This window comes from Candidatus Marithrix sp. Canyon 246, assembly GCF_001723685.1.
Taxonomy (GTDB): Bacteria; Pseudomonadota; Gammaproteobacteria; order Beggiatoales; family Beggiatoaceae; genus Marithrix.
On record NZ_MCBX01000044.1, the window covers coordinates 116554 to 138923 of the forward strand.

The 22370-nt window shown below is 33.9% G+C and carries 24 protein-coding genes and 2 tRNA genes; 10 read left to right on the forward strand and 16 right to left on the reverse strand.

Annotation, left to right across the window (positions count from 1 at the left end):
• Positions 1 to 29: 29 nt before the first annotated feature.
• The 5 genes from BHU68_RS15685 to murJ form a co-directional block, all read right to left on the reverse strand.
• Positions 30 to 266 (reverse strand): DUF3368 domain-containing protein, encoded by a 237-nt coding sequence (locus tag BHU68_RS15685; RefSeq protein WP_069472225.1) that lies wholly within the window; start codon positions 264 to 266, stop codon positions 30 to 32.
• 72 nt (positions 267 to 338) lie between these two features.
• Positions 339 to 614 (reverse strand): UPF0175 family protein, encoded by a 276-nt coding sequence (locus tag BHU68_RS15690; protein ID WP_069472226.1) that lies wholly within the window; start codon positions 612 to 614, stop codon positions 339 to 341.
• A gap of 70 nt (positions 615 to 684) precedes the next feature.
• On the reverse strand, positions 685 to 1869 hold the full coding sequence (gene sat, locus BHU68_RS15695) for a sulfate adenylyltransferase (RefSeq protein ID WP_069472227.1): 1185 nt from the start codon (positions 1867 to 1869) through the stop codon (positions 685 to 687).
• 53 nt (positions 1870 to 1922) lie between these two features.
• Positions 1923 to 3152, reverse strand: coding sequence for an ATP-dependent Clp protease ATP-binding subunit ClpX (gene clpX, locus BHU68_RS15700; protein ID WP_069472228.1), 1230 nt, complete (start codon positions 3150 to 3152; stop codon positions 1923 to 1925).
• A complete protein-coding gene (gene murJ / locus BHU68_RS15705; RefSeq protein ID WP_069472229.1) occupies positions 3149 to 4681 on the reverse strand; it encodes a murein biosynthesis integral membrane protein MurJ in 1533 nt (510 codons plus the stop codon). Before murJ ends, clpX begins: the two co-directional genes overlap by 4 nt.
• Before the next feature lie 362 nt (positions 4682 to 5043).
• Between murJ and BHU68_RS15710 the strand changes: the two genes are divergently transcribed.
• Together BHU68_RS15710 and BHU68_RS15715 are read left to right on the forward strand one after the other, a co-directional pair.
• Positions 5044 to 5295, forward strand: a complete 252-nt coding sequence (locus BHU68_RS15710; protein ID WP_141698826.1) for a hypothetical protein — start codon at positions 5044 to 5046, stop codon at positions 5293 to 5295.
• Positions 5296 to 5364: 69 nt separating this feature from the next.
• Complete coding sequence (locus tag BHU68_RS15715; protein ID WP_069472231.1) at positions 5365 to 5721, forward strand: polysaccharide deacetylase family protein; 357 nt, start codon at positions 5365 to 5367, stop codon at positions 5719 to 5721.
• Positions 5722 to 5760: 39 nt separating this feature from the next.
• Here BHU68_RS15715 and BHU68_RS15720 read toward each other — a convergent pair whose 3' ends face one another.
• The 9 genes from BHU68_RS15720 to BHU68_RS15755 form a co-directional block, all read right to left on the reverse strand.
• The gene (locus BHU68_RS15720) at positions 5761 to 6354 is read right to left on the reverse strand and encodes a hypothetical protein (protein ID WP_069473000.1); all 594 of its coding nucleotides are present in this window, start codon (positions 6352 to 6354) and stop codon (positions 5761 to 5763) included.
• A gap of 6 nt (positions 6355 to 6360) precedes the next feature.
• On the reverse strand, positions 6361 to 7497 hold the full coding sequence (locus BHU68_RS15725; protein ID WP_069472233.1) for an AAA family ATPase: 1137 nt from the start codon (positions 7495 to 7497) through the stop codon (positions 6361 to 6363).
• A gap of 337 nt (positions 7498 to 7834) precedes the next feature.
• The gene (locus tag BHU68_RS15730; protein ID WP_069472234.1) at positions 7835 to 8953 is read right to left on the reverse strand and encodes a hypothetical protein; all 1119 of its coding nucleotides are present in this window, start codon (positions 8951 to 8953) and stop codon (positions 7835 to 7837) included.
• 11 nt (positions 8954 to 8964) lie between these two features.
• Positions 8965 to 10290 (reverse strand): MBOAT family O-acyltransferase, encoded by a 1326-nt coding sequence (locus BHU68_RS15735; RefSeq protein WP_320409042.1) that lies wholly within the window; start codon positions 10288 to 10290, stop codon positions 8965 to 8967.
• A complete protein-coding gene (locus BHU68_RS17975; protein ID WP_253181164.1) occupies positions 10236 to 10508 on the reverse strand; it encodes a hypothetical protein in 273 nt (90 codons plus the stop codon). Before BHU68_RS17975 ends, BHU68_RS15735 begins: the two co-directional genes overlap by 55 nt.
• A 97-nt stretch (positions 10509 to 10605) precedes the next feature.
• Positions 10606 to 11079 (reverse strand): hypothetical protein, encoded by a 474-nt coding sequence (locus tag BHU68_RS15740; RefSeq protein WP_069472235.1) that lies wholly within the window; start codon positions 11077 to 11079, stop codon positions 10606 to 10608.
• A complete protein-coding gene (locus BHU68_RS15745; protein WP_069472236.1) occupies positions 11073 to 12038 on the reverse strand; it encodes an AAA family ATPase in 966 nt (321 codons plus the stop codon). Before BHU68_RS15745 ends, BHU68_RS15740 begins: the two co-directional genes overlap by 7 nt.
• A 9-nt stretch (positions 12039 to 12047) precedes the next feature.
• A complete protein-coding gene (locus BHU68_RS15750) occupies positions 12048 to 13226 on the reverse strand; it encodes a BatD family protein (protein WP_069472237.1) in 1179 nt (392 codons plus the stop codon).
• On the reverse strand, positions 13213 to 13857 hold the full coding sequence (locus BHU68_RS15755) for a tetratricopeptide repeat protein (protein WP_069472238.1): 645 nt from the start codon (positions 13855 to 13857) through the stop codon (positions 13213 to 13215). The genes BHU68_RS15750 and BHU68_RS15755 overlap by 14 nt, the downstream gene beginning before the upstream one ends.
• Before the next feature lie 74 nt (positions 13858 to 13931).
• Here BHU68_RS15755 and BHU68_RS15760 point away from each other — a divergent pair, with 74 nt between their 5' ends.
• The 4 genes from BHU68_RS15760 (at position 13932) to BHU68_RS15775 (ending at position 18738) form a co-directional block, all read left to right on the forward strand.
• Positions 13932 to 14939: an NAD-dependent epimerase gene (locus BHU68_RS15760; RefSeq protein ID WP_069472239.1), complete on the forward strand. Its 1008-nt coding sequence runs from the start codon at positions 13932 to 13934 to the stop codon at positions 14937 to 14939.
• A gap of 71 nt (positions 14940 to 15010) precedes the next feature.
• Positions 15011 to 16846, forward strand: coding sequence for a hypothetical protein (locus tag BHU68_RS15765; RefSeq protein ID WP_069472240.1), 1836 nt, complete (start codon positions 15011 to 15013; stop codon positions 16844 to 16846).
• Positions 16847 to 16865: 19 nt separating this feature from the next.
• Entirely contained in the window at positions 16866 to 17384 is a 519-nt protein-coding gene (locus tag BHU68_RS15770) for a YdbL family protein (RefSeq protein ID WP_069472241.1), read from the forward strand.
• Positions 17385 to 17571: 187 nt separating this feature from the next.
• Positions 17572 to 18738 carry a porin gene (locus tag BHU68_RS15775; RefSeq protein WP_069472242.1) on the forward strand — a complete coding sequence of 389 codons (1167 nt, stop codon included), beginning with the start codon at positions 17572 to 17574 and terminating at the stop codon, positions 18736 to 18738.
• Between the two features lie 45 nt (positions 18739 to 18783).
• Here BHU68_RS15775 and hemH read toward each other — a convergent pair whose 3' ends face one another.
• Positions 18784 to 19719, reverse strand: coding sequence for a ferrochelatase (gene hemH / locus BHU68_RS15780; RefSeq protein WP_069472243.1), 936 nt, complete (start codon positions 19717 to 19719; stop codon positions 18784 to 18786).
• Positions 19713 to 21071 carry a 3-isopropylmalate dehydratase large subunit gene (gene leuC / locus BHU68_RS15785; protein ID WP_069472244.1) on the reverse strand — a complete coding sequence of 453 codons (1359 nt, stop codon included), beginning with the start codon at positions 21069 to 21071 and terminating at the stop codon, positions 19713 to 19715. The genes hemH and leuC overlap by 7 nt, the downstream gene beginning before the upstream one ends.
• Before the next feature lie 102 nt (positions 21072 to 21173).
• Here leuC and BHU68_RS15790 point away from each other — a divergent pair.
• The 4 genes from BHU68_RS15790 (at position 21174) to rpsG (ending at position 22367) form a co-directional block, all read left to right on the forward strand.
• Positions 21174 to 21264: transfer RNA gene (locus BHU68_RS15790), tRNA-Ser, on the forward strand.
• Positions 21265 to 21275: 11 nt separating this feature from the next.
• A tRNA-Arg gene (locus BHU68_RS15795) sits at positions 21276 to 21352 on the forward strand.
• Between the two features lie 146 nt (positions 21353 to 21498).
• On the forward strand, positions 21499 to 21873 hold the full coding sequence (gene rpsL, locus BHU68_RS15800; RefSeq protein WP_069472245.1) for a 30S ribosomal protein S12: 375 nt from the start codon (positions 21499 to 21501) through the stop codon (positions 21871 to 21873).
• 23 nt (positions 21874 to 21896) lie between these two features.
• A complete protein-coding gene (gene rpsG, locus BHU68_RS15805; protein WP_069472246.1) occupies positions 21897 to 22367 on the forward strand; it encodes a 30S ribosomal protein S7 in 471 nt (156 codons plus the stop codon).
• Positions 22368 to 22370 lie beyond the last annotated feature (3 nt).

Here is a 22370-nt window from a genome sequence, read left to right on the forward strand (position 1 = left end):
TAAATAAATAAACCTGACAGGTTTTTGTTTTATGTTTCAATTTCATTAGCCTTTTTTAGAAATGAATAGTAAACATGCTTTGAATACCATCTTCCTTTTAAAATCATCTCATCAATAAGTGGTTTTACTTCAGTAATTATATTATTTTCTTTAGCTTTCAATAGAATTGATAATGTCCTGATTACATTTAGGCTATATTTTTTTGCAATAGAGTAGCCCAGATTTTCATCTATAATTGTATTATCAGCTTTAATTTCTTCATACACTGCTTGAGAAATAATAATTTATTGTACCTATGGAACTTAGGGATATTATAGGCGTAGTATTTGATACAGTTTTCACTTTATATTTTTTACATCATTAAATATATCATCAATTTCTTTATCTGAGTAGTCAAATATATATTCCTTTTCTTCTTGTAATTTTTTAATAAAATCTATTTTACTATAACCAGCTAATTTTGCGGCTTTTCCAAGAGATAATTTCCTCTTTCTATAAAAGAGTAGAGCTGATAAAAATAGAATATCAGTTATGAATTCATCCTTAGTTTCTTTCAAGGAACTTAAAATTCCTTTGTTCACAGAAAAAGATATATTTATCAATTGCTCTGACATTATAAAATACCTTTAAATTACAATATTACAAACCTGACAGGTTTTAAAAACCTGTCAGGTTTTTTCAAACTTAATTCAAACTTTGATAATATCCCATCAAAATTTTAGCAACTTCAGGGCGAGAAAATTCTGGAGGTAAATCTTTACCTTCAGATAACATTTTTCTTACCTTAGTACCTGATAATAAAATAAAATCTTCTTTAGTATGATCTGGTACATCGCGCATCATTACTACTTTATTCAACTTCTTAGAATAAGCCGTATGATCAGCACGGAAAATTTCAATTTGAAGCGCACCTTCTGGCACCTCATCAAAAATTGTTTGCGCATCAAATGCACCATAGTAATCACCTACACCAGCATGATCACGCCCAACAATGAAATGTGTACAGCCACAATTTTGACGGAAAACCGCGTGTAATACCGCTTCACGTGGTCCAGCATATAACATATCAAAACCATAACCAGTAATCATTACAGTGTTTGCTGGGAAATATACTTCTACCATTTTACGAATCGAAGCATCACGTATCGGAGCTGGAATATCACCTTTCTTTAATTTACCCAATAACATATGAATCAGAATTCCATCTGTCTTCAATGTTTCATGAGCCATACGGCATAATTCTTCATGAGCGCGATGCATAGGATTACGTGTTTGGAAAGCAACAACTTTATTCCAACCACGCTCAGCAATTTCATTTCTAATTTCTACTGCTGTACGGAAAGTATCAGGAAATTCTTGTTGGAAATAGCTAAAACTTAGAACTTGAATCGGACCAGAAATAACATACTTTCCTTGTGACATAAAGGTTCCAACACCAATATGATCTTTATCCAAAGTACCATAAACTTTTTCAGCAATTAAATTTATTTGCTCATCAGTTAATTCTTCAATAGCTTCTACATCTTGAATTGCTAATACTGGATTACCTTCTACATTAGGATCACGTAAAGCAATACGTTTAGCATCTTTAATATCAGCAATATCGCTAGCTAGATTAAATACAGGTGTTGGCCAAAAAAGCCCACTAGTTGTGTGCATTTTCTCAGCAACACTAATCCCATCAGCAATATTCATATATCCAGTTAAAGGATTAAAATAACCACCACCTAACATTACAGCATTAGCGGCTGCGGCAGAGCTGACTAATAAAGAAGGTAAGTTTGTTGCCTCTTTTTGCAATTCCTCATGTTTGTTTTCATCATAAATAAACAATGGATTTAAATTATTTGAGCCATGTGGCTGTATCATTAGCTTCTCCTATATAAAGTGCTAGTTAATTAACTAGCACTATTATAGTTTGCTTAATTTTTTTTACCCATTTGATTTTTTGATGCTGCTATTATTGATAAGTGTGATTCTATTAATTTAACCTCTCCAACACCATTTACAGCATCTTCATCAACAATACAACGTATAACATTCTCACGTTTGGAGGGTAATTCAAACATACAATGGCGTAATAACTGTTCTTGTATGCTGCGTAAAGATCGCGCTCCTGTTCCATATGTTAATGCTTTAGCTGCAATCGCCTTCAATGCCTCTGGCGTATATTCTAATTCAACATCTTCATAAGCAAATAATTTTTGATATTGACGTACTAACGCATTACGTGGCTCAGTTAAAATTCTAACTAGTGCCGCCTCATCTAATGAATCTAAAACAGTAGTGATTGGAAAACGCCCTATAAATTCAGGGATTAAACCAAACTTAGATAAATAATCTGGTTGTATTTGATCAGCAGAAATCTTTTTTTCAGTTTTTAACTCAGCATTAAATCCAATATTAGTTTTAGCCGCTATACAATCTTCAATTCCAGAAAAAGCACCACCAGCAATAAATAAAATATTATTAGTATTTATTGTAATAGTTTCATTTTCTTTCTTTACATCAGGAATTTTAATCGTATTGCCTTCAACTATCTTTAATAAAGCTTGTTGTACACCTTCACCAGAAGCATCTCGGTTGCCATTATCTATTACACGCGCGAGTTTATCTATTTCATCAATATAAATAATACCGCACTCAGCTTGCTTAATATCACCATCAGCGACATCTAACAAACGTACCAAAATAGTTTCAACATCATCACCAATATAACCAGCTTGAGTTAAACTAGTAGCATCAACTATCACAAATGGCACCCCAACAATAGCCGCTAAAGTTTTAGCTAACAAAGTTTTTCCAGTGCCAGATGAGCCAAGCATTAATACATTAGACTTACTAATTTCTACATCATTAATATTACGAATATGAATTAAACGTTTATAATGATTATAAACAGCAACACTAAGAGTTTCTTTAGCTAATTCTTGACCAATTACATAATCATCTAATTTAGCTTTAATTTCAACAGGAGTAGAAAGATCATCTTTTAATTCATTAAATGAACGTTGACGCATCCAATTAGCAATAACATCATTAGCCAGATGTACACAAGATTCACAAATATAGCCATTAGCACCAGCTATAAGAGGAACATCATCTGACGATTCAACACTACAAAAAGAACAACGAAGAGATTGAGAACTCATATTAATTTCACATGTTGTAATCTAAATCCTACAGCAAATAAAGTCACTATATAGACTAACATTCCTGCAATTATCAAAATAAATAACTGTAATACACGCTCTAATATAGTCATATCTATCCAACTAGATAAACTACCGCTACCCCACCATAAAATAGCTATCATCGCTATACCAGCTAAGCTAATACGTATAAACAAAGCCAGCCAACCGGTTTGTGGAGTATAAACTTCTTGTTTTCTTAAACCTCGGTATAAGAGAGCAGCATTTAGCAATGCCGCTATTGAAGTAGCTAAGGCTAAACCAGCATGTGCTAAAGGAACAATTAATGCCAAATTTAATATCATATTGACTGCCATAGCAATTACAGCAATTTTTACTGGTGTACGAGTATCTTGACGCGCAAAAAATCCAGAAGCTAAGACTTTTATTAATACAAAGCCTAATAAACCCACAGAATAAGTCATTAAACTACGAGCCGTCATAATTACATCATTTTCAGTAAATTGACCACTATAAAATAAAGTAGTTAGCATTGGTGACGCTAACAACATTAAACCTAACATAGATGGAACACCAATTAAAAACACCCAACGTAAAGCCCAATCTAAAGTATTATTATACTTAGACATATCACCACGTGCTACTGATTTAGATAAATCAGGCAACATCACCGTTGCCAAAGCAATTCCAAAAATTCCAATTGGAAATTCCATCAAACGATCAGAATAATATAACCACGAAACACTGCCACTTATTAAAAAAGATGCCATTAAAGTGTCAACTAATAAATTAATTTGTGATACTGACACACCAAATAAGGCAGGAATCATTAATTTATAGACTCTTTTTACACCTGCATCTTTTTTAAAACGCGGCTTAGGTAACAAATTTAGACGCGCTAAAAATGGTAATTGAAAGCCTAACTGCACTATACCTGCAATAAATACCGCCCAAACTAACACCATAATTGGTGGCTGAAAGTAAGATGCAAACGACAATGCTCCAACAATAAAACACAGATTCAACAACACAGGTGTTAAAGCAGGCACCGCAAATTTCCCATAAGTATTCAATATCGCGCCGGCAAAAGCTGTTAAAGCAATAAAAAATAAATAAGGGAAAGTTATTTGCAACATAGAAACTGTCAAGTTAAATTTAGCTGGATCATTATAAAATCCGGGAGCAAAAATAAAGACTAACAGCGGCGCGGCAAGCATACTAACAATAGTTACCATTAATAAAATGCCACCTAAATGTCCAGCGACGTTATTAACTAATGTTTTTATTTCCTGATGATTACGCTTAGTTTTATACTCACTTAATATTGGCGTAAAAGCTTGTGAAAATGCTCCTTCAGCAAATAAGCGGCGCAAAAAATTTGGAATTTTAAAAGCAACAAAAAAAGCATCAGTAGCGGCACCAGCTCCAAAGGTATGTGCAATAACCACATCACGAACAAAGCCTAAAACGCGAGAAATTAAAGTGAATCCACCAACAACAGCAGTAGATTTAAATAGTTTTTTACTCATAAATTAACAATTGTTATACAGTTAAGCAATGAAATATACCACTTCTAAATTAAAACAGCGTCTAATAATTGCTATTATTAGTTGCATTTTAAGCTTATTACTGTACAGAATTATTTTTACCGCGTTTAATTCTGTGTATGGTTTTACAATTTCAAAATTTAATTAAATTAATATACAGTTATTTATTATGATGTTAATTCCAAGTTTAAGATTTATAGGCACAGTAGTTGGTATTACCTTAACATTGTGCAGATATTTAAAGCTATAAATTATATATGGATATGCTTATCCTCATTGCTCTGATGAGCCTTTTTATTTACAACTCAGTAGTGAAGAAAGGGAAAGAAAAGAAAGAATTTATCATGAAAATAGAAGAACAAAAACGGCTTAGTCGTGAAAGAGAAGAAAAAAATATTGCTTTTCATACAAGTAAACAAAATTATGATTCAATTGGAATTGGAATAATGCACACATCAAAGCAAAACTACCCCTCTCGTCAAAAAACATCATTAAAAAACTCTTATGCTTCAGAAAAAAAATATTCATCTAAAGATGAATATCTAAAATGGCAAAATATTCCATATTTAAATGTAGTCCACGAGATAAAAAGGTAAAACGTCCAATAAAAAATCCATTTCGAGGTCAACCATTAATACGTACACCACATAATTCACTTTCTAAACTTGATCCTAAATTACATAATTCCATTCGCCACGTTATTCCTGATAAAAATAAAAAAAATCATAGCACTAACCTTTGATTTATGTGAACGCACAAAGGAAAGAACAGGTTATGATGCCGCTATTGTCAATTATTTAAGAAAACATCACATCAAAGCCACCTTTTATGCAGGAGATCAACAACTGGTTGGAGTAGTATGTGTACGTTATCCTTGGCTACGCGGAGCATGTTTAGAATTACTAACAATAGCTCCATCACAACAGTTCTATCAAAAAATGGGTTTTATTAAAGTTGGTCAATTAGACGATTTAATTGTTGAAGGCTATAGTGAATTTTTATTGCGTAAACGCGAGAAATAATCAAGCAATGAAATATACCACTTCTAAATTAAAAGCTCATCAATTAAAACAATCTAACACACCCAATTTTTCAAGAAACTTACGAAACGACTGATTTCCGGTGTTTGGATGCGCCGCTTTCATAATTTGTTTGAAATCACTCTGATTTTTAAAATATTGTTGTGCATTATCAACCGATTGACTATAACCACGAATCCATTGATCAATATCATTTTTACTTACTATCTCATTTTGATTCTTTATTGAAGTAAAATGCGCTTTAAGCCAAGATTCAAAAGCACGAATACTCGGTACTAAATAAACCGTGCGTCGGTATGTCTTGGCTTTATGTTCAAATTCAGAAAATCGCTTGACTATAGTTTTAACATCCATATCTCCTTGAATTAAAATTGCTTCTGCTCGTTCTAAGTTTTTGGTTACACGTTGTGACTTTAAATCTTTCTCCAGCATGTCAAATCCGCCTCCAAAATCTTCCCCACCCTCATAACAGCGTACAAACAAATTGACCTGACATTGTTCATGCAATAGAGAATGTAGCCACTTCATATAAACTTCTTCATAAGCACCTGAGACATAAATCATAAAATATCTTTGTGACTGAAGCTGTTTTGACTTTCTTTTCTTTCTTGCCATTCCCTATTATTCCTTGCGTAATTGAATAGCCAATTCTTCTAATTCTTCACTTAAAAAAGGTACAGCACCTAGACGACCTAATTTATACTGTTTATAAGCATCTCTAACACCACGAAGATTGACAAAGTCTTCAGCACTGCTGATTTTTGTTGCTCCTCGCTGATTTTTTTCAGCCAGAAAAATGGCACGTTTACTGCCTACTAAATTCATCAATTCAGTTTGATGAGTGGTAAAAATAAATTGAGGATAAGAATGTTTTTTTTGTAGCCGATTTTTTTTGATGATACGAATAATTACTTCCACAATATCGGGGTGAATGGCAGTTTCAATTTCATCTACTAACAATAATCTATTATCTCTCAATGTCAGCAAAATAAAATACAGTAATACATAAAGCCCCAAGGTACCATGAGATTCACATTCAGGAGGCAACATTTTGCCTAAATCTTGATGATGAAACTGCATAAGCACTTGTCCTTCTAAAAAATCATGCCGCTGTTCATCAATATTAGAAATATGTAAATCAAAATTACTGATCATCCGGAGTAAAGATTGTTTTAAATCCGCATCTTGCATTAGGTGGTTAGCCACTTGGTTCAGATAGCTTTCAAAATGTCTGGAAACAATATTGATATTTTTTATATATTTTAAAAATTGTGTTATATAGAGTTGAGTTTTTGCTTTAGGTGATTTGGCTTTGACTAAATAACTTGATAAATGTAAAGCTTCTTGAGAAGAACTTTCATATTGAAATAATTGCTTTTCAGAGTGAGTTTTATAAGGTATTACCGTTAAAGATTCATTAAGCGATTCAAGAATATCTTCTTTTATTTGCAGTATATTCTCATACCAAAAACTATTACCATCAATGATAATTTCACATTTTATACGGATATGTTTATCCTTATTGCTATGATGGGCAAAAAACAAATGATGAGGAACTGAACCGCCTTGATATAAACTGAAAATATCCCGAAAAAACTCAATCGCATCAATTAAATTAGTTTTGCCAGAGGCGTTATTTCCAAAAATAATAGCTACATTTGTAGGAGGAAAATTTCTTTTTTCACCACAGAGATCAAACTCAGAGTCTTCACCAGATTCAAATGAACGAAAATTTTCAATTTCAAAATAAGTCAGCATAGTTGTTTTCTTCTATCACAAAGAACTTTATAAAGTTAAGCAATGAAATATACCACTTCTAAATTAAAACAGCGTCTAATAATTGCTATTATTAGTTGCATTTTAAGCTTATTACTGTACAGAATTATTTTTACCGCGTTTAATTCTGTGTATGGTTTTACAATTTCAAAATTTAATTAAATTAATATACAGTTATTTATTATGATGTTAATTCCAAGTTTAAGATTTATAGGCACAGTAGTTGGTATCAATACTAGTGGTGAGATTATTAGCGGAGTCTTTTACGCCTCAATGCTGATGGAGAACTTTTAGTGTATTAAACCTGTCAGGTTTGCTACTACCGATAATTTTGTTGTTCTACGCGAATTTTTGCAAGTTGTTGTTCAATATTTTTAGACTGAAGCAATTTCCCAAAATCATCTGGTATTATTCTATCTGGATGTTTGTATTCAAAAACACGATCTAGTACATAATCACCTAGTTCTTTTTTGTAGTGAGATGATTCCCAGTACCATTTCATTTGGGTTTTTTTGTCGTTTAAAGGTGGAACTTTTTCAGTAGTAAAACTGTTATAACCACTAAAATCCCAAAGTGGAAATGGTGTTTTTCCATGTTTCTTGGCTTGTTGTTCATTGATTCGTACCATTTCGCGTTTCCATTGTTCAAATTTTTTCCATAAACCCACAGAATCAAGAGCCTCCCAAAGACGAGCATGAGATGGAGAAATTAAAATTCTTAAATCTACATTGTCACGATAAGCTATGTCGAGCAAACTACGGAAATAGTTTAGGGTTGATTGTTTTCGATTAGTGAATTGATATGGATTCCATACTTTGTTCATATAACTTTCTTCTACTGAACGAAAAGCTTGTAGATGTCCACCTTGTTTACGGATATTATTTGCATGAAAAGTCCAATGTCGTTGCCCGTTATGTAAATATTCTTCTTCTATATGTTGTTTAAATACAGTTTTTATACTGGAAAAAAATGTATCAATGGAAGCTAGAGTTAATAATTGGTTTTGGTTAAAATTAGATTCTTTAAAATCAACTTCATTTGGTTCAAATATATTAAACATACGAAAATCAACACCAAGTATGACTTGCTTTTGAAGTTTTATTGAATGAGCATGTTGAAAATAACGTAATATTTCATACATGTTACCACTACTTGGACCAATATTATACACAGATTTAACCTGCCATCCGGGATGATTAGGATCAAAACCAAATTCACTACGAGAAGTTCCTAAAATCACAGCTTCAGGCTTTTGTTCATAAACAGCCATTGCCTTAGCAAGACGTAAGTGGCTAGAAAATTCAGGCTTGTTTTTATTTATACCTTCAATTTCAGGGCTATTAAATATCCCATAAGGATTAATCAACCAATTGAAACTAATCACAGTTATTACAAAAATAATGCTTAAAATAACCAATATTTTTATATAGTTTTTCATAGTCGGATCCTTTAAAATTGAAAATACAAAAATTCACTAACACGAGTTAAACTAAGCACTGCAACTGTTGCAACTAAAGCCATACTAACAGCCCATGCTGGTGAAGCTTGCCATTGCCATCTTATTTTTCCATACATAAATTGTTGAGTATTTGGCATAAACCAAACTATTAATAAAGTAAAGAAAATATTAATAACCCAGAATTTATTAAAACCTGTCACCATAATTTCAAAACCTATCCCAAGATTTTCCAAAACAGCTAATGATCCAGCTTTTTGTAACCATGCTAACGGCAAAGAAAAACCATTAACCCCACTCATACCTTCTAAAACCATCATCGCGCCACCAAAACTTTCAGCTCGAAAAAATACCCAAGCTACTACAACAGCCATAAAAGTAATAAGCAGCGACAATCCTCTGCCCCACCAACTAGAACAACTTAAATCATGCCCCAAAGCGCGACGTAAAGTTCGCCATCCATGATTAATCATCAAATAAAAACCATGCAAAGCTCCCCACGCTACAAATGTCCAACCAGCACCATGCCATAAACCACCCAATAACATAGTTATCATCAAATTCACATAACGCCGCCACTTACCTTTACGATTACCACCCAAAGGAATATAAACATAATCACGAAGAAAACGAGAAAGTGTCATATGCCAGCATCGCCAAAAATCAATAATATTGATAGCTTTATAAGGAGAATTGAAATTCAGCGGCAAACGAACACCAAACATTCTAGCAATTCCAATTGCCATATCAGAATAACCAGAAAAATCAAAATACAATTGCAAACTATAAGCTAATGCACCAGCCCATGCCTCAAAAAAACTCAAAGTCAAACCCTGTTCAGCGGCATCAAATACAGGTGTTGCATAAACCGCAACTCCATCAGCTAAAAAAACCTTCTTAAATAAACCAAGAAAAAAGATAGTCAACCCAACAGCCAAATGATCATAATTTAACTTATAAATTGTACTCTTAGCGAACTGTGGCAACATTTCACGATGATGCACAATTGGACCAGCTATAAGTTGCGGAAAAAAGGTAACAAAAAGACAATAATGAAGAAAATTATACTCGCGAGTTTCGCCTTTATAGGCATCAACTAGATAAGTAATTTGTTGAAATGTAAAGAAAGAAATTGCTAAAGGAAGGATAATGGTTTCGAGATGAAAAGTACTACCACTTAAACTATTGAGGTTATCAACGAAGAAATTTGCATATTTAAAATAGCCTAATAAAAAAAGGTTGACACAAATACCAAAAAGGAGTATTATTCCGCGCGAAGCGAAGCGAAGCGAAGCGAAGCGAAGCGAAGCGAAGTGGATGGCTGGCTAAGCAAAGCAACCCCGGTTGCATAATTAAATAAAATGGATGCTAAAATTAAACCAAGATAAGCTGGATTCCACCAACCATAAAAAAACAGAGAAGCTCCAACCAACCAAGCGATTGCGATTCTATGATGCCCCCTACCACCGATACTAAAAAACACTAAAAGTGTTATTGGTAAAAATAAAAAAATGAACTCATAAGAATTGAATAACATAAATTTCCTCATTATTTAAGAACTACCGCCTGCTGATCACAAACGGATATGGCCATATATAATGGCCATCAAAATAAAATCAAGAGAATTGTTAGTCTTATTTCCCTAATTCATACAATTTCATTATAAAATACTTAGAACTTGGACAATTAGGATGTTTAGCCGCTCGACAAACATCAAAACCATAATCACGGATAAATTTGCGGGCAAATGCTATCTTACTGCCCGGTCCGCGTTGTTTTGGAGAATTTTTGCCTAACTTTTTAATGTAATCCCAAGGCATTTCATCAGTTTCTTCTGGATTTGCTAATTGAAAATTTTCATCTCCTAACCACTTTCTCATTGCTTCAGTATCAGCTAAAAACCAAGATTCCATTGCTTTACGAGCAATAACAACTAAATCAATATAAATTTCGATTTTGTGGCTACACATATTTCTATTGCCACCCGCATCCACAACTTCATCAAGAATTTCTAAACCACATTCCTGTTTCGCCCAATCTTTAAAAATGGCACTTTCTATTAACTTCTTATCTGAAATACCTTCAACCACAAAACCTACTTTTACCACGGAAATCCTCCCCCAAGCTCAACTAACCACATTTCATCAAGCTGTAAACTACGCACCACTGATTCACTATGAGTACTTACCCAAATAGGGCTAGAATGAGATGCTTGTTCACGGATCAAATTAATTAATTCAAAAATAGCTTGAGGGTGCAAACCACGTTCTGGTTCTTCAATTAAAGTCAAACCATATTTAGGAGTATCCAAAACCGCAACTAACAGACTAAGCGCATAAATAGTGCCATCTGACATCATATGAGCTGGAAATTTGGTACCTTGTTCTTGAAATAAAATAGCCGTACCAATTCCTAAGCGTTGTTGCTCAGTTTTAATTTGTTTAATGCCCGGAACTATGATTTCCATCCATTCTAAAATAGTTTCCCGTAAATTATCATCTTGTTCCAAACGCCGTAAGACACTAGCTAAATTATGACCATTAGGTTTTAATACTGATGAGTCTTGATCGGATTGTTCAGGAAAAGATGCGGAAAAAGGTTCTATACGATAGATACGTATATTTCTTAGTAATGCACTGAATGGCAATCTTGGTATCGAAGATAAACCAGAATACTCAACCGGAAAAGGATTCAGTTTGATCGTTTCTTTATTAATAAGAAATTTTTCGTTAATTTCTGGATCAGAATCTAAGGAATTTATTATTAATTGATATTTATACTGAACCTCTTCTTCATCTTGCCACTCAATTTCAAACTCAAATAGCCGCGCATAATCTTCATTTGCTTGAATAGAACGAATATTATCAAATCCCCCATACCAGCGAAGCGCATCTATTATACCATGACGCATAAAACGACTAACAAAATCCAGCGCATCAAAAAAATTACTTTTTCCACTGCCATTGGCACCAGCAAACACAGAAAAATCTTTAATATTCCTTAATTCCAGCATCTCAATACTTTTGAAATTAGATATTTTTAAATATTGAATATTTGCTTGATTCACACCATAACCTCACATATTATTAGAATAAAGTTCCGGCAAAACTTCCATCTTTTTATCCAATTTATGCTCAGAAACAGACAAATTATTCTTAACAATTTGCCAAAAATGATCTCCATTCCATTCAGCATTTTCCTTAGCATAAAGCACACGATATAACTGCTCCAACTCTTTCTGCACTTTTTCATCTTGAACAACATTAAGCCTTAATAAAGCTTTTTGTGCCTCATGAGGATTATTATCCTTACAAGCTTGTTTTAAAGTTTTACTATCTTTTTTGCGCCACCATCCAATAAAACTAATCAAAAACAACAAACCCAACACAGCACTTAAAATTTGCCAAAACCATAACCACCATAAACCCTCATTCGCTGAACGAACATAAATATTATGAGCAGGCAAACTAACAACGCGCTGCTTATTATTTATCGTATCCCACCAAACCAACTCAATTGCAGGCAACTTATAATAACCAGCACTATTAGCAACTAACACTACTTCCTGCTCCAATCTGCCAATAACCCCATCCTTATCAACTTTATTTTTTCGCTTAGGTGGTTCTGAATAACTACTAATATCAACAACATTAGGCACCGATAATTTTGGCAAAAACTCAGATACCAAAGCTTTTGATTTCAACTTTAACCTACGAATAACCGGCTCACCAACTTGAAAAAAAGGTTGCTTCAAAACCCATTGCTCTTCCAAACTAACATCCTCAGCTGGCAACCACCATAACTTATCATCATATGCCTTTGCTTTAACATCAAACTCCAGCGGCTCAGAATTAAAACTCACCTCTTCACCAATACAATACTCAAACAAAGAATCACACTCACTATCAGCAGTGCTTAACATACCATTAAATTCCATAGCCGGAATAGTAAATGAACCATCAGCAAAAATAGCATAACGCCGCTCACGCACCTCATATTCCAAACCCTCATACTGAGTTTTAAATGTAGAATCCTTACCTAATAACTCAACATGAGCATTCTCAATTTCCAATTTAGAAAATTGACCAGAATCAATAGGCACCCGATAATATAAACGCAAACTATAAATAAATTGAGCTTGCACATAATTACTCTCAGGAGTAACACTAGTTTTCAAAAAAATCTCAGCCGCTGGTTCAGCAAATAACGACTGACTCAAACACAACAAACTTAAAAATAACTTATATATTTTCATATTCTGAACGAATTTTCTTACGCCATAACTCCTTTGGATTATCATCAATGGATTGTAAAAATTGTTCTTGATCCTGTACAGTTTTTTTCTTATTCTCTGATTGTAATTGTTTTTTACTCTTACTATCTCGTTGTTGCCCAATAATAGGAGCATTTTTTGCCGCTATAGCTTCACCTTTTGGCGATTTATTAGCCGCACTTTTCTTACTATTTTTTGGAGGATTCTTCTCATTCGCTCCAGCACCCTTATCCTTATTTGGTTTTTTTGGCTTTTCAGTCAAAGTTGGTTTTTTATTAACAAACTGTTGCAACAACTTTTCAGCAATAGCTAAATTCGCTTTAACATCAGGATAATTAGGATCAAGTGCTAAAACCTTCTTATAACTAACAATAGCCTCCTTAAACCGAGATAAATGTACCAAAGCATTAGCTTTATTATAATACCCCATTGCACTATCCAGCGGTTCCCATATCTCAATAGCATCCTGATATTTCTTATCTTTATAAAAACTAACAGCTTTCGATAAAACCTCAGCCCTTTGCTGATCCTTACGTAACCATAAATCATCCCAATCAAAGGCATAAATAACTTGCTGATAAGCTATTAATAATACTAATACAATATAATTCATAAAAAATATAAGCTGGCGTAAATAATGAATCAATTATAATACGAATTTATAATATTGAAATGGTAAATATAAGTATGACAACAATTTTAGTTACAGGTGCCGCAGGATTTATTGGATCAACACTATCTAAACGTCTATTAGCAAAAGGAGATCAAGTAATTGGGCTTGACAACCTCAACGACTATTATGATGTGAATCTCAAAAAAGCGCGTTTAGCCCAAATAGAAAGTCACGATAATTTTGAATTTGTACAACTGAACTTAGAAGATAGAACCGGAGTTGCCGACTTATTTAAAAATAAAAAAATCGACAAAGTAGTTAATTTAGCCGCACAAGCTGGTGTACGTTACTCAATAGAAAATCCTCTATCCTATATAGACAGCAACATAGTTGGATTTACCAACATCCTAGAAGGCAGCCGTCATAATAATATAAAACACCTAGTCTATGCCTCATCCAGTTCAGTATATGGACTAAATACCACCATGCCATTTTCAGTGCATAACAATGTAGATCACCCAATCTCACTTTATGCAGCCAGCAAAAAAGCCAATGAATTAATGGCACACACATATTCCCACCTCTACCAAATTCCCACAACAGGACTACGCTTTTTTACCGTATATGGACCGTGGGGCAGACCAGATATGGCATTGTTTAAATTCACAAAAGGCATAATTGAAGGCACCCCAATTGATGTTTATAACCGAGGATTAATGCGACGCGACTTTACCTATATTGATGACATTGTAGAAGGCGTAATTAGAGTATTAGACAAAACACCAGAATCAAATCCTAATTGGTCAGGTGATACCCCTGATCCTAGTAGCAGTATAGCCCCCTACAAACTATACAACATAGGTAACAACAACCCAGTTGAACTAATGCACTACATTGAAACCCTAGAAAAAGCATTAGGCAAAACAGCCAAAAAAAATCTATTACCAATGCAACCCGGAGACGTGCCAGCAACTTACGCAGATGTATCAGATTTAGAAACAGATGTTGGATTTAAACCACAAACCTCAGTAGAAGAAGGAATAGGAAATTTTGTAGAATGGTATAAAAAATATTATGGCTAAAAAATGATATTTATGTCTAAATTCATCTGTTATAATGATGGATTTAGACAGCTTTGATCAGAGTAAACCAAATGAAACTCTTGTTGCTATTCTTATTTTATTTCTATCTCAACACATCTCTATTTGCCTTTGAAAATTTACATTTAAAATTTAAAATCGCGGAACTAAATGTTTCACAACAAGATTTTAAAAATATAAAATTAGAATGTAAAAATCTGCAATACACAACCCAACTAATAAATTGCTCCAATGGATACTTACACATAAGCTCCGACTTAATAGACAAACCCATAATTAAATTATCATTTAGTTACCATCTAAAAACGCAACAACTAAAATTTAATATAGAACAACTAGCTATAGCAGATGGAAAAATCAATATACAAGTAAAATCAATAAATAATAATTGGCAAACCAAATTGAATATTCATAATATTGAATTAACCCAATTATTAAACATCATAAAGAAATTCATTGACTTACCATCAGACTTCACTATGGCAGGGCGTAGCAATTTAACAATCAACTTAAATACTAAATTACAACAAGGCAACAAAGTTAAAATACAAGGTTTAATTAGATTAAATAAAGGTGAAATATACATAGATCCAATATATCTGAATATAAATAAACAACCGCTGAATATGGCAATAGATTTAAGTTTGCAGCCAAAAAAATTAAACATCCATAATCTTCACCTTACTCAAAAAAATATATTAGATTTACAAACTAATGCCTATTTCAAACTAGAAGATAAATTTGCAATAGAAAGATTATCAATAAAACTGAAACCAACTTACATCAAAAAGTTATATGACAATTATATTCAAGCAATGTTAGAAGAAGATAGTATTTTTAACCAATTAAAACTTCAAGGAATGATCAAAGCACAACTAAACTGGCAATCAAATAAACGCCACGCGCTTATAAAATTATATAACATCAATGTAGAAGATCAAAAAAAACGCTTTGGTATAAATAAATTACATGGAAAACTGCAATGGCATAGTAATTCACAAGGATATGCAAGTCATCTACATTGGTCAAACGCATACATTGCATCATCAATAAAACTTGGCAGAAGTCAATTACGTGCCAGTTTAATCAAAAATAAAATCAAATTATTAGCCCCTTTTTATCAACCTATTTTTGATGGAGCCATAAAAATTCAACAATTTCATCTTAACAATATTGGCATGGAAAATATGAATGGGCAATTACGTGGAGAAATAAAACCTATTTCATTATCAAAAATCAGCACAGCTTTAGATATTCCAAAATTAAACGGCAATATCTCTGGTAAAATTCCTTGGCTGAATTACCGCAATCAAGCAATAAATATTGGTGGCAGATTAAAAATGCGCATCTTTGATGGTGAAATTATTGCGCATCATCTAAGCATTAACAATCTCCTTAATAATATACCAGAATTAAAAGCTAATATTAAAATTAATAAATTAAACCTTAAAACCTTAACAAATATAACTGAATTTGGCGAAATTCAAGGACAATTATCAGGTTATGTACGTAAACTACATTTAATTGATTGGCAACCTGTATCATTTGATGCACATTTCGCAAACCCATTAGATGATGCTATTCGACATCGAATTAGCCAAAAAGCAATTCAAAATTTATCTAACTTAAGCGGCAATCTAGCAGTAAATATATTTTCAAATAGCATCTTAAAAGTTTTTGAAAATTTTTACTATAAACGTTTAGGATGGGGTTGCCGTTTAAGAAAAGGTATTTGTCACATGAGTGGTGTTGGTGCAACAAAAAAAGGTTATTACATTGTTCAAGGCGGGCGATTACCACGTCTTGATGTCATTGGTTATAATAAATCAGTTGACTGGAATCAATTATTGAATCGTATTAAATCTATCAGCAATACCTCATTACATTAAAACCTAATAAGGACAATTTATGATCTTTTATATTAGATATATATCATTATTATCATTAGGATTATTAATATCTTGCGTAACTATTAATGTATATTTTCCAGCAGCGGCTGCTGAACAAGCCGCTGATCAAATTATTAACAAAGTTTGGAATGATAAAACAACAAACTCATCTAATAATTATAATGATATTAATTTAGAAATATCAAGCCCCACCTCTACTGCATTACAAAGAAAAATGACTGCACGACATAAAAAATTAAAGAAATATTATAATAATGGTGCAATTGGTATCACAAATAATGCCTTTATTATGTTGCGTAGCCCTATGAAAGTAGCTCTAAAAAAACGTAATCATGTTAATCAACTAGTAAAAGCAGAAAATAAAGATCGTCTGCAACTATATGCTGAAATTGCATTAATAAATGGTCATCCTGAATGGGTAGAAAATATTCGCACTATATTTGCATCACGTTGGATTCAACGGGCATCACAAGGATGGAGATACCAAGATAATCAAGGAACATGGCAACGCAAATAATTATATGTGATAAAAATACAACAATGATATGTAAAGGATATTAGTTTTTTCTTTACAAAGTCTTGCATTTTTATGTCAGTTGAGTTAAGGTAAATTTATCTATCTTTTTTAAGATATAGAACATTCTTAAAAACTTGGTAAACATATCCAAGAAATACAAAATAATCTAGTAACGGAGATATATTTTATGAATAAACAAATACTAACATTAGCTTGTGCTGCTGGATTAGTAGCACCTATGACAAGCTATGCAGATATTAAAGTATCAGGCATCATACAAGCCGAAGCAATTAGTTATGAAGGTGCTGATGGTCAAAATGGTGTAACAATTAATAGAACTACCAGTCCAGCTACAAGTTTTGCAGCTAATGATCGTCAAAATTTCACTCATGACTCTTTAGGATCTATTTTGAATGAGGGTCCTAACCATATCATGTTTGATTTTGATGAAAAATTAGGTAGTGGATTACACGCTGAAGCACGTTATACAGGTGCTTTTAATACTTCAGGTAATTTTGGATCAAGCTTTATTGGTGAAGAAGCATGGGTTGGTTTAAGAGCTTCTTCTTTTCATGTTCGTTATGGTACTTTAGTTGGTGCTTATAAAGCATCATTTGAAATGGTTGATCCTTGGGCATGGACATCATTACAAACTCGTGGTACCGGTGGTGGTATGAGTGGTGATCATAGAATGACTGTAGATGCAACTCGTACTATAGTAACATCAGATAGTGCCACTAATGGTCAAGGCTTAACCAATGAAGGATTCGTACAAGGCGCACTTGAAGTAGGTGTAAATTTTGCTGGATTTTCTACTACCTTACAAGGTTTTGTTGATGATTCATCAAACTTAGATGGTGCTGGACTTGTTGAAATCAAATATGCCGCTCCTAATTTTGCAATGTGGTTATCTGGTGCTTATACCCAGTTAGATGATGTTAAAAATGTAATCGCAACAAATGAAGATGAAGGAAAAATCAACTGGAAATTAGGTGGTAGTTATCAATTAGGACCAATGGTAACACTTGGTCTTCAATATGAAGATGCTGAAATTGGTGCATTTGATGAAAATCCAGATGGTGGTAGCTACATTCTTGGTTCTCTTGAAGTTAAAATGAATAACATCAGTGTAGCTGGTTGGGTATCTGGTTATATGTCAGATATTGATGATAATGCTAGAATGACAGATGCTAATGGTAACTTTCTTGATGAAGATGCTTTAAGTTGGGCTGTTGGTGGTAAATATCACTTCGGAAAACGTACTATGGTTTATGCAGGTTATCGTCAAACAGATAGTGATAATAACTTCCGTGACGAAAATGTTGCAACTTTAGGTATTAGACACGTATTCTAAGTCTTTAAAAGACCTGACAGGTTTTTAAAACCTGTCAGGTCTATATTATTTAAGAATTTTTACCAAAGCTTCAATATGTTCATCATTATAATTTAAAGCCGGAATATAATGAAATTCCTCACCACCAGCCTCTAAAAAAATCTCACGATTTTCTCGATTAATCTCATCCAAAGTTTCCAAACAATCTGCTGAAAATCCCGGACAAACCACATCAACTCGCTTAATTCCATCTTTAGCCAAAGTTATTAGCTTATGGTCAGCATAAGGTTCTAACCATTTTTCACGCCCAAACCGTGACTGAAACACCACATTCCAATTTTCTATATCTAAACCTAATGCAACTAACTTAGCAGTTTTATGGCATTGATCTGCATAAGGATCACCAGCATTTACAAACCGTTGAGGAATACCATGAAATGAAAATAATAATTTATCAGGAATTCCATGTTGATTCCAATAACTTTTAATTTGTGCTATTAAAGCATTTATATAAGCAGAATTATCATGATAATCTGCAATAAACCTCAAATCTGGCACTACACGCCAAGTTTTCAAAACATCAGCTACCGCATCAAAGCTGGAACCAGCAGTAGTACCTGAATATTGTGGATATAAAGGTAATACTATAATACGTTCTACATTACGCAACTTTTCTAAACCACTAGCAATAGAAGGGTTTCCATAACGCATAGCTAAAACAACCTTAAATTCTTCACCTAGTTTTTTTTGTAGAGCTTGCGCTTGCACTTTACTTATACTTAATAAGGGAGAACCATTTTCGGTCCAAACTTTTTCATATAAACGCGCTGAACGAGCTGGACGAATGCGTAAAATAACTCCATGCAAGGCAAACCACCAAAAAACACGCGGTAATTCAGTTACTCTTATATCCCACAAAAACTCAGCTAAATAACGACGTAAAGCCTTAGCCGTTGGTGCATCAGGCGTTCCTAAATTAACTAACAATATACCAGTTAGCATGTTACAAAATGTCCTGCTATACCAGCAGCGGCAGCCATTGTTGGACTAACTAAATGAGTTCTACCAGCTTTTCCCTGTCGCCCTTCAAAATTACGATTAGAAGTAGAAGCACAACGCTCACCGGGTTCTAAACGATCAGCATTCATAGCTAAACACATAGAACAACCCGGAGAACGCCACTCAAAACCAGCATCAATAAACACTTTATCTAAACCCTCTTGTTCAGCTTGAAGCTTAATTAAACCAGAACCCGGTACCACCAAAGCCTGCTTAATATTAGTTGCCAACTTTTTACCCTTAACCACCTGTGCCGCTGCACGTAAATCTTCAATACGAGAATTGGTACAAGAACCAATAAAAATTTTATCAAGCTTAATATCAGTAATTGCCATACCACTTTTAAGATCCATATAATCCAAAGCGCGACGCATACCCTCATCATCAGCATCAGGAACTTTAGCATCAACAGCAACCACCATTTCTGGAGAAGTACCCCATGTAACTTGAGGTTTAATCAGACTAGCATCAATATTTATCACCTTATCAAATTTAGCCCCAGCATCACTATGTAAACTACGCCAATATGATTTAGCCATATCTGAATATTTATTCACATATTCAATAGTTGTATCATCAACTGCAATCATACCAGCTCTAGCACCAGCCTCAATAGCCATATTACATACCGTCATACGACCCTCCATAGACAAAACCTCAATAGCCGTACCACCAAACTCAATAGCATAACCAGTACCACCAGCAGTGCCAATTTCACCAATAATATAAAGAATAATATCCTTAGCACTAACATTGTTATCAACTTGCCCATTAACACTAATAAGCATATTTTTAGACTTTTTCTGCAACAAACACTGAGTTGCTAACACATGTTCTACTTCAGAAGTACCAATTCCAAACGCCAAAGCTCCAAAAGCACCATGTGTTGAAGTATGGGAATCACCACACACAAGCGTCATACCCGGCAAAGTTTTACCTTGTTCTGGTCCAATAACATGCACAATACCCTGACGAGGATCATTCATATTCAATTCAGTAATACCATAATCTAAACAATTTTTGCCTAAAGTTTCAACTTGTAAACGTGATATAGGATCAACTATACTTTCGACTCCACCATCACGAGCCGTTGTTGGTACATTATGATCAGGAACCGCAAAATTCGCAGCAACTCGCCAAGGCTTACGATTAGCCAATCGTAATCCCTCAAAAGCTTGAGGAGATGTTACCTCATGAATTAAATGGCTATCAATATAAAGTAAAGCCGTACCATTATCATCAATACGTACTAAATGCGATTCCCACAATTTATCATATAAAGTTTTTGCAGACATAATCTATATTATATATATATTATAAAAAAATAAAATTGTATTTTTAATTTAAAAGGTGTATAATTCGTTTTATTAAAAGTCAGACTCATTCCTAAGACACGTGGAGAGATGGCCGAGTGGCTGAAGGCGCTCCCCTGCTAAGGGAGTATAGGCTAATCCCCTATCGAGGGTTCGAATCCCTCTCTCTCCGCCACAAAAAATTACGCGCCCGTAGCTCAGCTGGATAGAGTACCTGGCTACGAACCAGGCGGTCGGGAGTTCGAATCTCTCCGGGCGCGCCATATCCCAAATAAGCAGGATTTCAATTTTGGAATCCCGCTTTTTTTATGAAAGAAAGCTGGTATCTGTATTGATGCCGGCTTATCTTTGTTTATATCTATATATTACACTAATTAAATAATGATCTCCCGAATTATTTGGAGTAACTATGGCAACAATCAACCAGTTGGTGCGTAAACCACGCAAGCTTCAAAAAAGCAAAAGTACTACACCAGCATTGGATGGATGTCCACAAAAACGTGGTGTATGTACTCGTGTTTATACAACTACACCAAAGAAACCAAACTCAGCTATGCGTAAAGTAGCACGTGTAAGACTGACCAATAGTATGGAAGTAACCACATATATTGGTGGTGAAGGGCATAACTTACAAGAACATTCAGTCGTATTAATTCGCGGTGGTCGTGTAAAAGATTTACCCGGTGTACGGTATCACACAGTTCGTGGCTCCTTAGACACATCTGGAGTTAATGCTAGACGACAAGGTCGTTCTAAATATGGAACTAAAAGACCTAAGTCTTAACCTAAAATACTGGAAATTATAATATGCCAAGAAGAAGAGTTGTCGCTAAACGTGTTATTTTACCAGATCCTAAATATAAAGATGAAACATTAGCAAAATTTATCAATATATTAATGATCAGCGGTAAAAAAGCGGTTGCAGAGCGTATGGTATATGGTGCTTTAGATAAAATTGCTGATAAAGCAAATGCTGAAGCCTTAGAAGTTTTTAATAAAGCATTAGATAATGTACGCCCAGTAGTAGAAGTAAAATCAAGACGAGTTGGTGGTTCTACTTATCAAGTACCTATAGAAGTTCGTCCAATTCGACGTACTACATTAGCAATGCGTTGGATAGTAGATTCAGCACGTAAACGTAGCGAAAAAACAATGGCACTTCGTTTAGCAGGTGAAATCTTTGATGCTTCTGAAAGCAAAGGCAGCGCTATCAAAAAACGTGAAGATGTACATAGAATGGCGGAAGCAAATAGAGCATTTTCACATTTCCGCTGGTAACAA